This is a genomic window from Sutcliffiella halmapala (assembly GCF_002019665.1).
Lineage (GTDB): Bacteria > Bacillota > Bacilli > Bacillales > Bacillaceae_I > Sutcliffiella_A > Sutcliffiella_A halmapala.
The window spans coordinates 1405965-1422394 of the sequence record NZ_KV917375.1 but is presented as its reverse complement, the minus strand read 5'-3'; the positions used below and the strand labels follow the sequence as shown (position 1 = coordinate 1422394).

At 38.9% G+C, this 16430-nt stretch carries 14 protein-coding genes and 1 other annotated feature; of the genes, 1 reads left to right on the top strand and 13 read right to left on the bottom strand.

Annotation, left to right across the window (positions count from 1 at the left end; genetic code table 11):
- Positions 1-161: 161 nt before the first annotated feature.
- Positions 162-614 carry an RrF2 family transcriptional regulator gene (locus BK580_RS06770; protein WP_078379597.1) on the top strand — a complete coding sequence of 151 codons (453 nt, stop codon included), beginning with the start codon at positions 162-164 and terminating at the stop codon, positions 612-614.
- A gap of 49 nt (positions 615-663) precedes the next feature.
- On the opposite strand, the gene BK580_RS06765 is transcribed toward BK580_RS06770, so the two are convergent.
- The 13 genes from BK580_RS06765 to preA all read right to left on the bottom strand — a co-directional run bounded on the left by BK580_RS06765 (position 664) and on the right by preA (position 16424).
- On the bottom strand, positions 664-948 hold the full coding sequence (locus BK580_RS06765) for a DUF1292 domain-containing protein (protein WP_078379596.1): 285 nt from the start codon (positions 946-948) through the stop codon (positions 664-666).
- 16 nt (positions 949-964) lie between these two features.
- A complete protein-coding gene (gene ruvX / locus BK580_RS06760; RefSeq protein WP_078379595.1) occupies positions 965-1381 on the bottom strand; it encodes a Holliday junction resolvase RuvX in 417 nt (138 codons plus the stop codon).
- A 3-nt stretch (positions 1382-1384) separates the two neighbouring features.
- On the bottom strand, positions 1385-1651 hold the full coding sequence (locus BK580_RS06755; protein WP_078379594.1) for an IreB family regulatory phosphoprotein: 267 nt from the start codon (positions 1649-1651) through the stop codon (positions 1385-1387).
- Positions 1652-1730: 79 nt separating this feature from the next.
- Positions 1731-4364: an alanine--tRNA ligase gene (alaS, locus tag BK580_RS06750; RefSeq protein WP_078379593.1), complete on the bottom strand. Its 2634-nt coding sequence runs from the start codon at positions 4362-4364 to the stop codon at positions 1731-1733.
- Positions 4365-4598: 234 nt separating this feature from the next.
- Positions 4599-4831, bottom strand: a binding site (T-box leader).
- A 42-nt stretch (positions 4832-4873) separates the two neighbouring features.
- A complete protein-coding gene (locus BK580_RS06745; RefSeq protein WP_235864002.1) occupies positions 4874-5932 on the bottom strand; it encodes an AI-2E family transporter in 1059 nt (352 codons plus the stop codon).
- A gap of 749 nt (positions 5933-6681) precedes the next feature.
- Positions 6682-8040, bottom strand: a complete 1359-nt coding sequence (locus tag BK580_RS06735; protein WP_078379591.1) for an aspartate aminotransferase family protein — start codon at positions 8038-8040, stop codon at positions 6682-6684.
- Positions 8041-8094: 54 nt separating this feature from the next.
- Positions 8095-9561 carry a CoA-acylating methylmalonate-semialdehyde dehydrogenase gene (locus BK580_RS06730; protein ID WP_078379590.1) on the bottom strand — a complete coding sequence of 489 codons (1467 nt, stop codon included), beginning with the start codon at positions 9559-9561 and terminating at the stop codon, positions 8095-8097.
- Between the two features lie 221 nt (positions 9562-9782).
- Positions 9783-11393: a PucR family transcriptional regulator gene (locus BK580_RS06725; RefSeq protein ID WP_078379589.1), complete on the bottom strand. Its 1611-nt coding sequence runs from the start codon at positions 11391-11393 to the stop codon at positions 9783-9785.
- A 146-nt stretch (positions 11394-11539) separates the two neighbouring features.
- On the bottom strand, positions 11540-11773 hold the full coding sequence (locus BK580_RS06720) for a hypothetical protein (RefSeq protein ID WP_078379588.1): 234 nt from the start codon (positions 11771-11773) through the stop codon (positions 11540-11542).
- Positions 11774-11845: 72 nt separating this feature from the next.
- Complete coding sequence (locus tag BK580_RS06715) at positions 11846-12073, bottom strand: hypothetical protein (RefSeq protein ID WP_078379587.1); 228 nt, start codon at positions 12071-12073, stop codon at positions 11846-11848.
- Between the two features lie 14 nt (positions 12074-12087).
- Positions 12088-13554: an NCS1 family transporter gene (locus BK580_RS06710; RefSeq protein ID WP_078379586.1), complete on the bottom strand. Its 1467-nt coding sequence runs from the start codon at positions 13552-13554 to the stop codon at positions 12088-12090.
- Between the two features lie 142 nt (positions 13555-13696).
- Positions 13697-15121: a dihydropyrimidinase gene (hydA, locus tag BK580_RS06705; RefSeq protein ID WP_078379585.1), complete on the bottom strand. Its 1425-nt coding sequence runs from the start codon at positions 15119-15121 to the stop codon at positions 13697-13699.
- Between the two features lie 16 nt (positions 15122-15137).
- Complete coding sequence (gene preA, locus BK580_RS06700) at positions 15138-16424, bottom strand: NAD-dependent dihydropyrimidine dehydrogenase subunit PreA (protein ID WP_078379584.1); 1287 nt, start codon at positions 16422-16424, stop codon at positions 15138-15140.
- Between the last annotated feature and the right edge of the window lie 6 nt (positions 16425-16430).

Here is a 16430-nt window from a genome sequence, read left to right as displayed (position 1 = left end):
TTTGATCTATAAAAATCTTTTGAATAAAGCTATTTCTAGCTTTTGCACTGTATCTATCTTTCATTCAAGGGTGAATCTCTCTCCAAGATAGACGCCATCCTAAAGAGCAAAACTTTTTATGCACCACCTACTTTATGTTAAGATGGAAAGGGAGGCGAAATATGAAATTAACATTGTATACCGATTACTCATTACGAGTATTACTATATTTAGCAAGTGCTCCGTCAACAGATAAATTAGTACAAATTAAAGATATTGCTAGCGCTTATAATATTTCCAAAAACCATCTAATGAAGGTAATATTTCACTTAGGAAAATTAGGCTACATAGAAACCATTCGTGGGCGTAATGGTGGGTTAAAGCTTGCCGTTTCCCCAAGTAGTATTCAAATTGGAAAAATCGTTCGGCAAACCGAAGAGGATTTTCATATGGTAGAATGCTTTCAAGATCATAATAGCTGTATTCTTACACCTGTATGTAAGCTAAAAGGCATCCTATATCAAGCAACTCAAGCATTTTTGTCTGTATTGGATCAATTTACATTGGAAGATCTCCTTTCTAACAAAGATCAAGTAGCATCTTTACTATTTAATAATTTGGATTCTTCCCCATAAAAAAAGCAAGTCTGGTTTTCACCAGACTTGCTTTTTTTAGACTAAAATCTTATTCTTCGTCTTCTGCCATGAATGTATTTAACATTTCTTCAATCATGTCCCACTCTTCGTCCGTTTCGACAGGTTGAAGTTCGCCTTCTTGGTTTTCTTCGCTAGGTACGAAGCTAGATGCGTGAATCTCGATATCGTCCTCATCGTCATTCTCTGCTCCCATTGGGTAGTAAAGAACATATGATTTACCGAATTCTTCTGATTCGAATGTAAATAACACTTCACAAAGCTGTTCGTTACCGTCTTCGTCTACTACTGTAATTTGTTTTTCTCCGTGTTCCATTTCATTCACCTCATGTTTATTGTTGGCTATCTAAGTATCCTTGAAGTATCATTACTGCAGCCATTTTGTCGATTACTTGTTTTCGTTTTTTTCTACTTACGTCAGCAGATAGTAAAATTCTTTCCGCAGCTACAGTAGAAAGTCGTTCGTCCCAATAGATGACAGGTAGTCCCGTTTTTGCCGTTAGCATATCACCATAATGATGACTTGCTTCGCCACGTGGTCCAATTGTGCCATTCATGTTTTTAGGAAGTCCAATGACTACTTTTTCTGGCTTGTATTCCGCGATAATTTGTTTTAATCGCTTAAAGCCAAGATTTTTAATTGCTTCATCAATTTTTATCGTTTCCAATCCTTGAGCAGTCCATCCCATTTCATCACTGATAGCAACTCCTACTGTTTTGGAACCAACGTCTAAGCCTAAAATGCGCATGTACTACTCCTTGCGATGCTGATTTAGATAAGACTTTACTAATTCTTCAATTAGCTCGTCCCTCTCAATTTTTCGTATTAAAGACCTTGCGTCTTTATGACGTGGAATGTAAGCAGGGTCTCCAGAAAGAAGATACCCAACAATTTGATTGATAGGGTTGTACCCTTTCTCTTGCAGTGCCTCATAAACAGTCGTTAATACTTCATTCACATTGGCTTCCATTGTATCTTCTTGGAAGTTAAACTTCATAGTTTTATCAAAGGAGCTCATCATTTGCACCTCTCTTTTAGACTTCTATTAAAGGAGCTTGTCAATTGTTACCTTTATTGTACACCAAATTTCCTCAATGTTAAACGGATTTTATCCATTCTTCTACAGATTGTAGAGCTTGGTCGACTTGTTCTGGGTTTTTTCCGCCAGCTTGGGCCATATCTGGACGCCCGCCACCGCCGCCGCCGCAACGTGTTGCTACTTCTTTTACGATTTTTCCAGCATGGTGTCCTTTTTCAATTAAATCTTTTGTTACACCTGCAGAAATATTTACTTTTCTTTCTTGAACACTTGCAAGTACTATAATAGCAGAACCTAGTTTATTTTTTAAATCATCTACCATCGTACGTAGATTATTCATGTCAGTACCTGCAACTTTGCTTACCAGCACGGTTACTCCATTTACCTCTTTTGCTTTGCTAGAAAGACTAGATGCTTCAATATTACCTAATTTTGCAGCAAGAGATTGGTTTTCTCTTTGAAGGTCCTTCATATCTGTTAGTAAGACTTCGATTCTGTTTCCAACATCTTGAGGCTTTGTTTTCAACTTAGAAGCTGCTGCCTTTAACTGTTGTACTTGTTCGTTTAAAGAGCGATATGCCCCTTCACCTGTTACAGCTTCAATACGACGTGTCCCTGCGCCAATTCCAGACTCTGAAATAATTTTAAACAAACCAATAACAGCAGTATTGGCAACATGGCAGCCTCCACATAGTTCTAAGCTATAATCGTCCACTTGAACGACCCGAACGATATCTCCATATTTCTCACCAAATAACGCCATTGCGCCCATTTCTTTTGCTTCATTTAACGATTTATACTCCATCGTAACATTCAGATTCGCCCAAATCTTTTCATTTACAATACCTTCAATTTTCTCTATTTCGTCTTCTGTCACTTGACCAAAATGAGAAAAGTCGAAGCGAAGTCGGTCTGCTGTAACGAGAGATCCAGCTTGATTAACATGTGTTCCAAGTATATCTTTTAAAGCCTGATGTAATAGATGAGTTGCCGTGTGGTTCTTTACAACTTGTGCACGGTTTAGTTGATGCACTTCTGCACGAACAGACTGCTCAAGCGATAACACACCTTCTTCTATAACGATTGTATGAAGATTTTGTCCGTTTGGCGCTTTTTTCACATCTTTCACAAACGCTCTTCCACTTTCTGTTACAAGATAGCCTTGGTCCGCAATTTGCCCACCACTCTCTGCGTAGAAAGGAGTTTCCAGAAGCATTACTTGCACTTCTTCTCCAGCCTCTGCACGATTAACAAGCTCTCCATTTTTCACTAATACAGTAAGAGTCGTAGTTGTTGTAAGCTGATCATATCCAACAAAATTACTTTCTGTTTGAATATCACCTAAAACGCCTGATTGAACCTGCATGGAATCTACATCTTGACGCGCAGAGCGAGCTCGTTCACGTTGTAGTTGCATTTCTTTTTCAAAGCCACCATGGTCTAATGTCATTTCTTGTTCTTCGACATATTCTTCTGTTAGTTCTACCGGAAAACCATATGTGTCATAAAGACGGAAAGCATCAACGCCAGCAATCACGGTTTTTCCTTCTTCTTTTGCCTTTGCTATTAACGTAGACAGGATAGCTAAACCATCGTTTAACGTTTCATGGAAGCGCTCTTCCTCTGTTTTAATAACACGCTGAATAAAGTCTTGTTTTTCTTTTACTTCTGGGTAGAAATCAACCATAATTTCTGCTACAACTGGAACGAGCTCATGCATAAACGGACGATTGATTCCTAATTGCTTAGCATAACGAACTGCTCTTCTAAGTAAACGACGAAGAACATAGCCACGACCTTCATTGGAAGGTAATGCTCCATCTCCGACTGCAAAGGTAACCGTACGAATGTGATCTGCCACTACTTTGAATGCGATATCCTTCTCTTTTTCTACCCCATACTTTTCACCTGACACATGCTCAGCCGCTTCAATTATCGGAATAAATAAGTCTGTATCATAGTTAGTAGGAACATCTTGAATAACAGATACCATGCGCTCAAGGCCCATTCCAGTATCTATGTTCTTTTTCGGAAGTGGTGTGTACGTACCATCTGGATTATGATTAAATTCAGAAAATACAAGATTCCATATTTCTAAGTAGCGCTCATTCTCGCCACCTGGATATAATTCTGGATCATTTTTGTCATCACCATATGCTTCGCCACGATCATAGAAAATCTCCGTATTCGGCCCACTTGGTCCTTCTCCAATATCCCAGAAGTTCCCTTCTAAACGAATGATTCGTTCAGCTGGAATTCCGATATTTTCGTTCCAGTAGCGATACGCTTCTTCATCTTCAGGGTGAATTGTAACGGAAAGTTTTTCAGGGTCAAAACCAATCCAGTTGTCACTAGTTAAGAATTCCCATGCCCAATCCATTGCTTCTTTTTTAAAGTACTCTCCTATTGAAAAGTTTCCTAGCATTTCAAAAAAAGTATGATGGCGCGCTGTTTTTCCTACGTTTTCAATATCATTCGTACGAATTGATTTTTGCGCATTACAAATACGTGGATTTTGCGGGATTACTCGCCCGTCAAAATATTTTTTTAGTGTTGCAACACCACTATTGATCCATAGTAGGGATGGGTCTTCGTGCGGAACAAGTGATGCACTAGGTTCCACCGAGTGGCCTTTTTCTTTAAAGAAATCTAAAAACATTTGTCTTACTTGAGCTGAAGTTAAGTGCTTCATTGAAATTTTCCTCCTTTTTTAATAAGTTCTGTTAAACACCGCTGTTGATTTCCGCGAAAGTCTCCGCTTTCCGCGGGCGGGTATGGAGGGAGCCTCCTCGGCTAACGCCTGCGGGGTCTCCCTTACACCGCTTCTCCCGCAGGAGTCTACGACTTTCGCTCCAATCAACAGCTTAGCATAGTCAAATATCATCAGAACCTTTTAATAAAAAAACAAAAAACTCCCGTCCCCAAAAACAGGGACGAGAGTTAACTCGCGGTACCACCCTGATTATGGCAGAATTATCTTCTACCATCTCTCAGATGCTTTAACGGTGCATGCCGGCAGGATTTTACTCTGCACTCTAGATTAGCGTTCTGTTACTCTTCATCCTAGAATTCTTTCAGCCAAGGAATTCTTCTCTGCAAGCGAGGGTTTAACCTACTTTAGGATGGGCTGTAACATACTCGATCCTTCTTTGAATTGAGATATGTATTTGTAAAGATTATATGCAACAGCCTCCCTGTTTGTCAATGCTTGATAAAATGATTACTTATATGAGTAATCGTCACCTTCAATACTGCAAAAATAGGAACTGCCAAAATCAATCCAATCACCCCAGCAATTTCGCCACCGATGATCAAGGCCAAAATGATAAGAACTGGATGTATGTGCAAACTTTTTCCGACAATTAACGGCGAGAGTATATTCCCCTCAACAAACTGTAAACCAAAGATGATAAGAATCACAATAAACACCATTTTGACTGACATGGTTGCTGCAATAATGACTGCTGGGAATGCTCCAATTATCGGGCCAAAGTATGGAATAATATTTGTAATCGCAATTATAACCCCAAGTACTAAAGGATACTTCATCCCTGTCAACCATAAACTGATAGTAGCCAACAAACCAATAACGAGACAAACTGTTAATTGCCCACGAATATAGCTACCTAATGACTTATCCACATCATTTAAAAATGCCATACCTGGTTTTCGCCATTTTCTAGGTGTTACATACCAAACTGTTTTTTTTACTTGATCATAATCTTTAAGTAGATAAAACACGATAAAAGGAATTACAATTAAAATAAAAATAGAGTTAAGTATTCCTTTTAAGCCATTTATTACTTTTACGAGTAGATTCGAAAGCATCTCTTCAAATTCGGCAAAAGTTTTATCTACCCTGTCATGAATGCCATCTGGCCAACTTGAGGTACTGATATGTATTTGTTTAATCCAATCACTATACGTTTTTGCGAGTCGTGGAAAGTTATCCGATAGTTCCCAAAGCTGATCAATGATAACCGGAATTCCTTTATATCCAACCAAGCCAATTCCACCAAAAAACAACAAATAGATGATAAGAATTGCGAAGGGTCGTGGTAAACCTCTATTATGGGTGTGTTCTACAAATGGATGCAGAAGATAAGTAATAAAAATACTGATAAAAAAAGGGATACTAACCGTTATTACAACCTTTAAAATCGGTGCCCAAAATGGTCTTAGTTGCATAAATACATATAAGATAATCATTACGAGTAGAAGTGTACCTAGGCGTAAAAGCCATTTCCACTGATTTTTCAAGCGAAACGCCTCCTACTCGTTATTGTCTATTTAATTTCCAATAATTATACGGTTATATCACACTGACATTTTTCCATTTACTAGTAGAACAAAAATTACAAATCTGATAACATATTTTATAGAGTAAAAGTGCTATGACCCCGTTTAGGAATAGTTTTCAACCGAAAAACATGTATGTACGAGAGGATGGCCTTGTTATGTATTGGCTAAAAATGGCTTTATCATTAATCTCCTTAAGCATGATTTTGTATTTAAACTTTCAACTGTTAAAATTCAGGAAAGAATTTAAGACTTCCATCCACGATGATAGGACTTTATCAAAACGGTTTGTTCAAAAATGGACTAAAAAGTACTCAAAGGGCATTTTTTTCATAATTATCGCATACACATTCGGGCTACTAGCTATTTTTTTATCATAGGCTCAGTTAAATGTCGGTGTTTACCCCTAGATCCATTATGTTAGATATACGACATGTTTGACTCGTCTCCCCTGTAGATTGGAGTGCAAGGTGTGAGACTCCTGCGGGAAGTAGCGCTTTGTGGAGACCCCGCAGGCAAAGCCGAGGAGGCTCCACAAGCGCCCCGCGGAAAGCGAACACCTGGCACGGAAATCTATAGGGTGTTTAAAGGCGACATTCTATTTTCAGGGCAGAGACGACTAATGATTAATTACGAAAATTAACGCTCAGAGAGAAATATCTGAGCGTCTTGGTGTTCTATTTACAAATTATTAAAGATTATAACCCTTACTAAATAGCATGGATGGCTTCAGAGACAGTTTTAATCATAAACTGCAAATCCTCATCTGTAATAGTAAGTGGCGGTGCTAATGTAAGGACGTTATTGTAGCCAGCAACTGTTGCTCCATTTTTTCCAATAATGAGCCCATTTTGTTTGCAATTGGCAATTACACTATTAATTTTGTCCATAGCAATAGGTTCCTTAGTATCCTTGTTTGAAACTAGCTCGATACCTACAAGAAGCCCCTTCCCACGAACGTCTCCTACTAGTGGATGTGTCGAAAGTCGGGATTTCAGTTCACTAAGCAATACTGTACCTTTTTCTGCCGAACGCTCGATAAGCCCTTCGTTTTCCATAATTTCTAGGTTTTTTAGTGCAAGTGCACACGAAGCCGGACTTCCCCCAAAAGTATTAACATGACGTAAATAATCGTATTCCTCCGAACCTTTAAATTCTTCGTATATCTCTTTTTTCACTGCTGTCGCGGATAAAGGAAGATAAGCGCTAGTGATTCCTTTTGCCATCGTAATAATATCTGGTTTCACATTGTAATTCATAAAGCCAAACGGTTTTCCTGTACGGCCAAACCCACAAATTACTTCATCTACAATTAATAAAGCTCCGTGCTTTTTACACACTTCTGCTACGGCAGACATATATCCATCTGGTGGCGTTAAAATACCTCCACCGGTAATGATTGGCTCCATAATCATTGCTGCAACTGTTTCACTAAGCTCCCATGTCATCAGTTGATCTACATCCTTCACACTACGAAGCTTACTTGGTTCTGTTGAGAGCTCTTCCTCCATTCGATAAGTATCAGGAGGAGCAACATGAACAAAACCAGGGGCAAGTGGTTCATATTTAAATTTCCGTTGTGCTTGACCCGTTGCAGCAAGTGCTCCCATTGTATTTCCATGATAAGAGCGATACCTTGAGACAATTTTGTACCTACTCTGTTCTCCTCGTTGTAAATGGTATTGACGTGCAATTTTAAAAGCCGTTTCATTTGCTTCTGAACCACTATTGGAAAAGAAAATCACATATTCATCGTTTAGCCATTCATTCAACTTCTCCGCAAGCTTAATAGCAGGAACATGACTTTGTGTTAACGGAAAATAAGCGAGCTCTTTTAATTGCTCATAGGCTGCCTCTGCAAGTTCTGTTCTCCCATATCCAACATTTACACACCAAAGCCCCGACATCCCATCTAGGTACCGCTTCCCATCAATATCTGTTACCCAAGCACCCTTTGCCTCCTTTACCACCATCGTCCCCTGCGGACTAAAAGGCTTCATAGAATGCCACACAAAGCGTTCATCCTTCGTTAGTAAATCCTGCCCTTGTGTCTGATCGATTTTAACCATCGCTATCCCACCCTTTTAGGGGCCAGACCCCATTTTACTTTTTTGTGAACACAATCAAAAGTCAAATCTAGAGGTAATCATTTTTTTGCGAGTGTAAAAGTTAAGTCCATCTTTGCCATTGACGTGCAGGTCCCCATAGAAGGAGTCCTTCCAGCCCGAAAATGGGAAGAATGCCATCGTTGCAGGAACACCTACATTAACTCCAATCATTCCTGCATCTGCCTCTTCTCTGAACTGTCTAACTGCTTTAGCATCCTTTGTGTAGATTGTAGCTCCATTTCCAAAGCGAGATTTTTCAATATGTTCTAGCGCCTCTTCTAAATCCTTAGCACGTAATAGGCTTAAAACAGGAGCAAAAATTTCTTCTTTGGCAATTGTCATTTCTGGTGTTACATGATCAAAAATCGTTGGTCCTAAGAAATTACCTTCTGTCATTTCCTCCATTTCTTTTCTTCCATCTCGAATAAGTGAAGCACCTTCCACAACTCCTTGTTTGATATACCCTAGCACTTTTTCTCGGTGACTCTCACGAATGACTGGAGTAAGAAGGACCTCTTCATCCATCCCATTTCCGATCGATAACGTATCTGCTTTCAATCTCAATTCTTCTATAAACTTCTCATTATTCCCTACAACTACTACAGCACTACAAGCCATACAACGTTGGCCTGCACTTCCAAAAGCAGAGGTTAAGATGTGTTGTGCCGCTTTTTCTATATCACAATCTGGCATAACAACATGATGATTCTTCGCTCCTGATAATGCCTGTACTCGTTTCCCTTTAGCCGCAGACCTTTCATACACATATTTCGCTACTGGCTGAGAACCTACAAACGATATCGCTTTAACATCATCGTGATCCAATAAACCATTTACCACATCATGTGCTCCATGAACAATATTTAAAACGCCATCTGGTGCTCCTGCTTGTGAAAAAAGGTCAGCAAGACGATTGGCCAATAGAGGTGTTCTCTCAGATGGCTTTAGCACAAATGTATTGCCACAAGCTACGGCAAGCGGAAACATCCATAACGGTACCATCATAGGGAAGTTAAATGGTGTAATTCCTCCAACTACACCTAATGGATAACGATACATACTAGAATCAATTTCTTCTGCAATATTTGACAGAGTTTCACCCATGATCAGCGTTGGCGTCGCTGCTGCAAATTCCACGCACTCTAAACCACGTTGCACTTCTCCGTAAGCTTCTTTATAGGCTTTACCATTCTCCAACACAATCAACTTCGCAAGTTCATCATGGTTCTCTGATAAAAGGTGATGATAGGCATACATAATGCGTGCACGCTTAGGTACAGGCGTGTTTTTCCACACTTGAAATGCTACCTTTGCAGCTTTAACTGCCTCTTCTACATCCTCATTTCTTGAAATAGGAACCTTTGCTAGGCATTCATTTGTTGCAGGATTAATGACATCCACTAATTCTGACCCTTTCGAATTAACCCATTTTCCATTTATATAATTTTGCAACACAATTGTCTCTTTTGACGTAATTGTCATGCGATACCTCCTATATAATTATTGGAATATTTAGAACTTATGCCTATTATCCGACAAAATAGAAAGGCTTTCATTAGACAAAGTGTAAAACCTATTGAACTCTGCCCTCCACATTTTGATTAGTCCATTAAATAGAATTTCAAATACCCCGCTCAGATACAAAAAAAAAGAAACCTCACCCCTTATCCCTACAACTAGGAAAAGTAGCTGGTTTCTCCTCTTTATGCATTATATGACTTACTTTCATCCTCGAAATAACTACTCGTTGAATGTAAATACTCATGTACCATAATCATGAACTCAATTACAAGACGCTTTTCTGCATTCATGAAATCAGCACCTAGTAAAGTCTCTAACTTCTGAATTCGGTGGTATAATGTTTGCCTTACAATAAAAAGCTTATTGGCCGTTTCCTTTTTCGATCCATTACATGCCAAATAAACTTTGAGGGTTTCAAGCAATTTCCCATTATGTTTTTGATCGTACTCCATTACAGGCTCTAAATATTCCATAACAAATTCTCGTAGATCATGTTGCTTTTGCATATAGGAGATCAAACGATATATATGTAAATCCTCAAAGTATGATAAATAAACCCCTTGTAAGAGTTGTTCCTGAATTTGCAACGCTTCCCAAGAAGTCCAATAACTTTTGGTTAAGTGCTCTAATGATTGAATATATTTACCTATGGTTAAGCGTAGCACTGACTTACCATGTTTATCACATTGCTTAGCCACTAAACTCGACACTCCATCTTTGAGCCTTTCTTTCCAATTTCCTCCTTCTCTTCGGTTTAATAGAATAACAGTTAAGGTGTTTTTCATTTCTGTAAAAAAAACAGAAAATCCGTGTTGTTCAAAAATCGAGCGAAACAATAAGGTTAAGTAAGTTTTATCAAGCGAAGGCGATTCTTGACTAATTTTTTTGCAGAGGAGCACAACTCCACCCTTGTTAAAAATTGCATCATGTCTCGTTAAAAACTCACGAATCGAATCAAGCGACTGCCCACCATCTAACCAGCTGCGCAGCCACTCACTTTCTTCTAATCTTCTCTTTTCCTCCACATATAGTCCTCGTAACAAGTGCTGCGCAAGTGCAGTAATCGTTCTATCTAGCATAAGCAAATCAAATTCACTTAAATTACGATCTTTGGAATATAGATGAATGACACCATACTGCTTATCCAACACTAAAATGGGTTGTTGCAAATAGTAATTTACTTTTTCTTCATGATGAGGTAGGGAGTTCACTAAATCTTTTCGCTTATGAATGGGAACACTTGGAATGAAAAATCTTTCTTGATTTTCTTTTTCATAAATAATTTGCGTACCAATATGTTCGTGAAGGTAGGTAAGAATTTCTTCTTCATTGGAGATGGTTAGAAGCTTTTTGTTTAAGGTTTGGGCATACATTTCTAACTCAGAGATCATCTGGTATTGTTGATTAATCAATACAGAATGAATATCTTGCGTTATTTCCACAAAAGATACCTCTTCATAAAACAGAATAAGAGGAAACTGATTTTCATTTGCTAAATCCATTATTTCTTGTGGTATTGTCGAGGTGTACCTCCCCTTTTCAATACATAAACCAGCAGCATTACAGTTAATCAACTGTTGAACAAAAAATCGAAACGCTTTAGGGTTCTCTCCAAAGGCAACACCTGTCGAGAGGATAAGTTCTTGACCATTTAGCAACTTTTCAATCTTGGTGACTTCTACAACATGAACCCACTTCACTAAACGATGGATCCCTTTTTCACCAGCAATTACTTCCGCCTTATCAAAATGCCTACGTCGCATAATTTCTTGCAAAGAAAGCATACCCTTCATTCATTCACCTCATTTTTGCAATATCAGATTCTATCAACTACATCCATTATAACTTATAGTATCACTTTATATTTTTAAACATTCTGACACAAAAGAACAAAAGGTGACAGGATACTAGTATTAGTACCTGTCACCTCATTGGTCGATTAATTATTAATTGGAAAATAAAGTTGAATTTCTTTGACCATCTCTTGAAATTCACCTTCATCATTAAAATCGCTAGAATCCCAGTTTTCTAAAATCCAATACACTAACTCTTCAGGAGAATTAAAAAATTCACCACTAGAATCTGCTTTTCGAATCGTAAACCTATTGTTATCCTCATCAATTGTCACTTCACAAGGATAAGCACTCTCTTTACATTTTAATTGGTATTCCATTAGAAAAACTCCTTTCACGATGCAGTTTACATGATTTTATTCTTTCTTTTAGAAATCTATGAGGGTTTTTGTTTATTTTTCTCTTTGTAGCTGTTGAATCAAAATGGACGTGAAATACTTTCTTGAATCTGCATGTTTAATGTGTAAGGTTTCTTCTTGTGGTTTTTCTTGATTTGTTCTATTTTCTAATAATAGAAAAGCTCCCTCTAAGTTTTCTTCTACGTCCTTAATCCTAAACCCTTTATTTATAAAAAAATCTATTTTATCTCGCTCCGCTAAAAACTGCTGATAATCGCTCATTGTTTTCCTCCTCGTTAACTTGAAAGTTCTTTCGGTTCTACCGATTCATCTATTTCATCTTCTATAATCCAATCTCTTCCTACTGTGATTCCTAAATATTTTTCATCATCGGGGTCTAAGATCTCTGCCTGCTGATATTTTTTGAAATACCAAAACTTAGCCAACACATAGTAAACTCCTGCACCAATTAAAAAGCCAACAATAAAGGAATAATTCGGAAAGAAATAAGAGGTAATACCGCCAGCAAACCAAGCGATAAATCCAGCGATATTAAATCCGTGAAAATACTTATACTGACCATCCGCTTCATATAGTTCATGTACATTCACTCTGCGTTTCCGAAGCAAATAATAATCTGCATACAATATACCCACAATAGCAGAGAGTATCCCGCCTACTAATAGTAAAAGAGGAATTAAAATATCAAATAAATTCCAAGGCTGAACGACTGAACCAACAATCCCAGCGATAAAAACACCAGCCCAAAAAGGAACCTTTGGACCACCGACATTCGAGAAAATGGTTGCGGCTGGAATAATATTCGCCGAAACATTCGTAGACCATTGTGCAAAAACAATCATCAGTAAAAGGATACCTAATACGAAACCTGTGGCAGCTTCCTGTAAAGCTATCACTGGATCATAATTAGAAACCGCAATATAAGCAACCCCTCCGATTATTACCATGAATGTTTGTGTAAGCGGTAATGCAATAACGCTACCTACAATGCTAGATTTATTCCGTTTGAACCAGTTTCGTTCGTATTTCGGCGCTTTTATAAAACGCGAGATAGAAGAAAAATCGGCTGCGAGGGTTGCCCAGAACCCCATGTTGCTAAAAATAACGATTAAAAACGCGGTAACGGCTGCTCCACCAGTTACAGGACTTTCAATCCACGTCCAAACGTGCCTCCCTTGTTCTAAAGCCCGATCCGATAAGGCAACATACATCCACGCCGAAATAATAATAATTATAGGTGCAGCAAGATCGGCGAAACGCTCTACAGCTTTAATACCAAGTGCTGTATTGATTAATTGAACAGCTGCAAATAAAAGAAAACATATAAACCAGTTATCAAACCCAAACAGTGTGAACAATATAGCATTCATCGCTGTTGCCCCAAAGAATGTGTTAATACCAAACCAAAAAGAAGCGGTTAGACCACGGATAACCGATGGTATATGGGTACCAATCGTTCCAAACGGGGCTCGCATATAGACTGGAAAGGACAAACCATGTTCAATTCCAATATCTCCTGTAATAGTCATGCAAAGCCCGATTCCTACACTCCCGATAATGGTTGCAAGTACAACCCATTGCAACGATAAGGATTGAACGCCTGCACCACCAATCGCAAACGCCGCAAGTACTACGGCCATTCCAACCCACATCATTGCAAACCCAAAAGTACCAATCTTTCTACCAGCATGAGAGATTGGAAATAAATCAGGCGACTTTAAGTAACTAGAGCTTCTTTTCATTGCAACACCTCATTCATCAATTTTACTAGCATATAAACCAAAAGTTTCCGACAAGACAACAATTGCCTGACCTATTCACTTCATGTAGGTCAAGCAATTGGAAGGCTAGGCTGCATTTGATTGTGGGGTAGAAGTTTAAATGTTAAATAGAGAGTGTCTCGTTTTGCTTTAATAATTTGGTAGTGCCATATTTTGCTCGTTTTACATATTGTCCACTTCCAGCTTTACCAACAAACTGCTTATCTTGAACAACAAATTCACCTCGAACTAAAACAGAAACTGGCTCACCTGTTATTTTCATCCCTTCAAAGGCATTGTAGTCAACAGCCATATGGTGTGTCGATGCGGAAATTACTCGTTCCTTGTTTGGATCAAATATAACTAAATCAGCATCAGCACCAACAGCAATCGTTCCTTTTTTCGGAAACATTCCGAACAGCTTTGCAACTCGAGTGGACACAATATCAACAAACTGGTGAATCGAAATTTTCCCTTTCTTCACCCCTTCAGAGAATAAGACACTGACGCGGTCTTCAATCATCGGACCACCATTCGGTATCTTCGTAAAGTCGCCCTTCCCTAAGTCCTTTTGCCCTTGAAAATCAAAGGAGCATTGGTCAGAACCAAGTGTTTGAAGCTGACCACTTTTTAACGCATTCCAAAGCACTTCTTGATGCCATTTTTCGCGTAAGGGCGGAGACCACACATATTTTGCTCCTTCAAAATCCGGTTTCTCTAAATCGGTTATATCTAAAGTTAAGTATTGCGGACACGTTTCTCCCCAAATATCTACCCCTTTATTTCTTGCTTCAGCAATTTTTTCAACGGCATCAGCACAGGATACATGAACGACATAAAGCTGAGAATTTGCGAGAGAGGTTAGCTGAGCAGCCCTTCCCGTTGCCTCTCCCTCTACCTCTGGAGGCCGTGTTAATGCATGGTAAACTGGGTCTGTATTTCCATTTTCTAATGCCTCTTTTGTTAAATAATCAATAACATCCCCGTTCTCAGCGTGAACCATTACAAGTGCACCAAGATCCTTGGCAGCAATTAAAGTACGAAATAGTGTTGCATCATCTGCTTGAAACACATTTTTGTAAGCCATAAACACTTTAAAAGAGGTGATGCCTTCTTCGTCAATTACATTTGGTAATTCTGCTAGGACCTCTTCATTGATCTCCCCTATCATTAAATGGAAGCTGTAATCAATAACTGCTTTATCCTTTGATTTGTTATGCCAGGTTTTGATCGCTTCCTTCAAAGGCTTTCCTTTTTGCGTTAAACAAAAATCTATAATGGACGTCGTACCACCAAAGGCAGCAGCCATAGTTCCTGATTCAAAATCGTCTTTTGTCACCGTCCCACCAAATGGCATATCTAAATGGGTATGTGGATCAATTGCGCCTGGAAATACATAGTTGCCTTTTGCATCCACTATTTCTGCGTCTTGCGAAGAAAGATTTTTTCCGATTGCTGTAATTGTTTCCCCTTCAATTAATATGTCCGCTTCATATAAATCGCTTGCTGTAACAATTATCCCGTTTTTAATCAGTTTTTTTCTTGTCATCCTTTTTCATTCCCCCTTATTTAACCGTGTCTACTTCCATTTGCTTTAACAAACCTAAAGCAGTTTGTCGATCATTCCACGTCATTGGTGGTTGTTCATGTGGCAGTTCCACCATTGAAATCGCATCATCTACTGGACAAACTATGGAGCACAAATTACACCCTACACAGTCTTCTTCGCGAACCTTTAAAAATGACCTTCCTGATGGGTCCTTTAGCATATCAATGCATTGATGGGAAGTATCTTCACAGGCAATATGACATTTATTACAGTTAATACAGGTGTCTTGGTTAATTCTTGCTACTACTTTATAGTTAAGATCTAAATTTCCCCAATCAGAATATTTCGTCACTGATTTTCCTACAATGTCCATCACAGAATTAATGCCTTTAGAATCTAGATAATGAGATAGTCCATCAATCATATCTTCTACGATTCGGAATCCATGGTGCATCGCAGCAGTACAAACCTGTACACCAGTTGCTCCCATTAACATAAACTCTACAGCATTTTGCCAATCAGATACTCCACCCATTCCTGATATTGGCACATTAATTCTTGGATTTCTCGCACATTCTCCCACCATATTTAGTGCAATTGGTTTAACTGCTGGGCCACAATATCCACCATGCGCACCCTTACCAGCAACATGAGGAATCGTATTCCAACTGTTTATATCCACTCCAGCCAAACTGTTAATAGTATTTATCATACTTACAGCGTCAGCTCCACCCCTAACTGCCGCTTCAGCTGTTACAGTTATGTCTGTTATATTAGGAGTTAATTTCACGATGACAGGTGTACTGGCAGCTTCTTTGGCCCAGTAGGTTTGTTTTTCAACGAGATCCGGAACTTGACCTGAAGCTGAACCCATCCCACGTTCGGCCATACCATGTGGACAGCCAAAATTCAGTTCTAATCCGTCCACCCCTACCGCTTCTACTTTCTTCACGATTTCATGCCATTTCTCTTGCTTTGGCTCAACCATGAGTGAAGCGATTAATGCACGGTCTGGAAATCTTTTCTTCGTTTCTGCTATTTCTTTTAAATTCACTTCAAGCGGACGATCTGTTATCAGCTCGATATTGTTAAAACCGGCCACTCTTTGACCGTTAAAGCTTACTGCTGCAAATCGAGATGAAACATTAATAATTGGGTCTCCCAGTGTCTTCCATACCGCTCCACCCCAACCAGCTTCAAAGGCACGTTGCACCTGATAGCCTGAGTTAGTTGGTGGTGCAGACGCTAGCCAAAAAGGATTGGGTGATTTTATTCCTGCAAGATTAATCGATAAGTCTGCCAATACTTT